Origin of the sequence: Carboxylicivirga marina (assembly GCF_016612505.1) — a bacterium.
Lineage (GTDB): Bacteria > Bacteroidota > Bacteroidia > Bacteroidales > Marinilabiliaceae > Carboxylicivirga > Carboxylicivirga marina.
The window spans coordinates 1-2481 of the sequence record NZ_JAENRR010000131.1; the positions used below are offsets into that span (position 1 = coordinate 1).

Genomic DNA, 2481 nt, shown 5'->3' on the forward strand with positions numbered 1-2481 from the left:
TAGGTGTAATTTTATTCACACTCTCGTGAAAAAATTATGATTTTGAAAAAGCGCTTTGGAGAACCTGAGTTGTCACAGAAAATGAGTAATTGGTACCCTGATTTATTACCCATAATGCGAGAAGAGGATTATCATACGCATTATCTAGGAGAGACAGAGAAAGGTATCTTGTTTTTTGGTTATGAGACTTTTGTCTTTCCTAAAGGTTTCTCAAGTGAGAACTGGGAAAATGAGAGATTGGAATATGCATTGGTTTATCTATTTGATAAAAATGGAAATCATATTGAAACAAAATATAAACTTGCGGGTAAGACGAGTGATATTTCACCCAACCAAACTAATAAAATGCTTTCTGATTTAATTTCAGAACTAGGAAACTTTATCTATAAGGATATCAAAGTAAAACCTTTCAAGACAACAATAGATGGAATTGAATTTGGGTTGGTTCCTAATGAAGAGATTCAGATGATTGAACTTCAACCAAGTTCTACTATTGCATTTGGCGAACCTTGGGATGGAGAATATGATACTTAAAGAATAACTGTGCACAATAAATATACGTAATGCGTAGCGCATTTTGTGAATTTTAGTTTTAGAGCAACTAATAACCATATTAGCGGTTTGATTGTGCAGTGCCTTGAAATACCGCACTACGCATATGCGAGCCGTTCTGTTTAATTGAAGAGTAGACCTATGAAGAATATTTTCCGAATAAGAAAGAAGAAAGATAGAGTAGGAAAAGAAATTGACTTCAAAAACTCTTGGGCAGTTTCAAAACTTGAAGACAAGTTGGAATTTTTTAAACGTATTTTGACTTTAGTGCCAGATAATTCAATTTGGGCAATTGAAGGAATGTCAGATATGAAGCTGATAGAGTATTTACAAACGTTCCCTATTGAAGACAGTCTAATTGTGAATAAGGGGACTATATGGCCAAAACAAAAGACATTAAAAGTGCTAATAAATCCAATTAGTAGGAAGTCTCTAATTCAGAATATCACTTTTGAAAATCTGGACTGGGAAATTATTCATCAACACATTTATAACGATGAGAAATTCTACTTGACTTCCTACGACAACCTACACGAGGCTTGCACATGGATTTCAAACTAGTTTACAAAAGATGATTTCAAGGAATTAATTGAGAATAATACAATTGAGCTTATTGATAACAAATAAACCCAACACGCTAGTATAAAGCAATTGGCGTTTGTGAGGCTTTGGAAGCTAGGTTGGGTAATTGAACACCGCCAAATCTTTGATTTATGAATATTGTGTTTGTGTTTTAGGTATTCATGATTTTCAATTGAGCTTTAGAATGAAAAGATAAAAACAAATAAAAGATTTGGCTCAGAGAGATTTTGAAAGAAAGTAGGGTTAATATCTCGCCACACGACACTATGCAGCGAGACTGTTGGCAATCATATAAATTCGATACGAATAGCAAACTATTTAAAAAAAAGAAAAAACATGAAATCAATAAAGATTATTGCCTTGTTTTTAGGAATATTTCTAATCATTAGCTGTGAAAAAGAAAGGTTAGAGAATTCAACTATAATAACGACTATGGTAAAAGGAATCGAAGCTAGCAAAGCTATTAGCGGTGGAATAATTGGAGATGAAGGAGGTTTGCCCGTGTTATCCCGAGGCGTTTGTTGGAGTGTAAATACGGAACCATCCCTGGGTGATAATTATACGATTGATGGTAATGAAATAGGGACGTATGAAAGTGTAATCTCTAATGCGAATGCAGGAAAGACATATTTTGTAAGAGCATATTATATTAATGAAAGAGATACTATTTATGGTGATCAGGTAGAATTCACAACAGAAGATTATATTCAGTTTAATCCTGACTTAAAGTATGGCAATGTAGAGGATATCGATGGAAATGTTTATAAAACTATCCAAATAGGAGAACAAGTCTGGATGGCTGAAAACTTAAAAACAACAAGGTATCAGAATGGTGATACAATTGAACACGTTACAGACTTAAGTAGATGGGGACATTTTCATAATAATACAAGTGCTTACGTTTATTACAATAACGATAAGGACAATAAGGCTATACATGGGGCTCTTAATAACTGGCATGCAGCTTCAGATGAGCGTAATATAGCACCAGAGGGTTGGCGTGTCGCAAATGTTGATGATTGGCAACAATTAATTGATTATGCAGAAACCTATTCGAGTGAAAATTATGGACATAAGTTGCGGGAAACAACTTCGGCCCACTGGTACCCTAATGAACGGATTTTCTATAAAGCCACTAATAGTTTAGGATTAACTTGTTTACCTTCTGGTATGGTTGATACCGAACAGTTTCATGATTTGGGTGGTATTTGGGCTCGTTTTTGGACAAGGACAGGGACATATGATGGATCGAGCTGTATTTATTTAAAGGATCGTAACTACTCACGTACTATTGTATTCTTCTAGATTAAGCAAACAGCTTCATTATTATTAGCTGCATTAAGGTGT

The 2481-nt window shown here is 34.4% G+C and carries 3 protein-coding genes; all 3 read left to right on the forward strand.

The genetic code is table 11. The annotated features are described in order from the left end of the window. Positions 1-42 precede the first annotated feature (42 nt). The 3 genes from JIV24_RS22040 (at position 43) to JIV24_RS22050 (ending at position 2439) form a co-directional block, all read left to right on the forward strand. Positions 43-534: a hypothetical protein gene (locus JIV24_RS22040; protein WP_200467246.1), complete on the forward strand. Its 492-nt coding sequence runs from the start codon at positions 43-45 to the stop codon at positions 532-534. A 159-nt stretch (positions 535-693) separates the two neighbouring features. Beyond that, on the forward strand, positions 694-1113 hold the full coding sequence (locus JIV24_RS22045; RefSeq protein ID WP_200467247.1) for a hypothetical protein: 420 nt from the start codon (positions 694-696) through the stop codon (positions 1111-1113). Positions 1114-1470: 357 nt separating this feature from the next. Next, positions 1471-2439 carry a fibrobacter succinogenes major paralogous domain-containing protein gene (locus tag JIV24_RS22050; protein WP_200467248.1) on the forward strand — a complete coding sequence of 323 codons (969 nt, stop codon included), beginning with the start codon at positions 1471-1473 and terminating at the stop codon, positions 2437-2439. The last annotated feature ends 42 nt before the right edge of the window (positions 2440-2481 follow it).

Excerpts from the sequence above, each read along its gene's own strand:
- JIV24_RS22045 (WP_200467247.1), top strand. The coding sequence starts at position 694 with ATGAAGAATATTTTCCGAATAAGAAAGAAGAAAGATAGAGTAGGAAAA.
- JIV24_RS22050 (WP_200467248.1), top strand. The coding sequence starts at position 1,471 with ATGAAATCAATAAAGATTATTGCCTTGTTTTTAGGAATATTTCTAATC.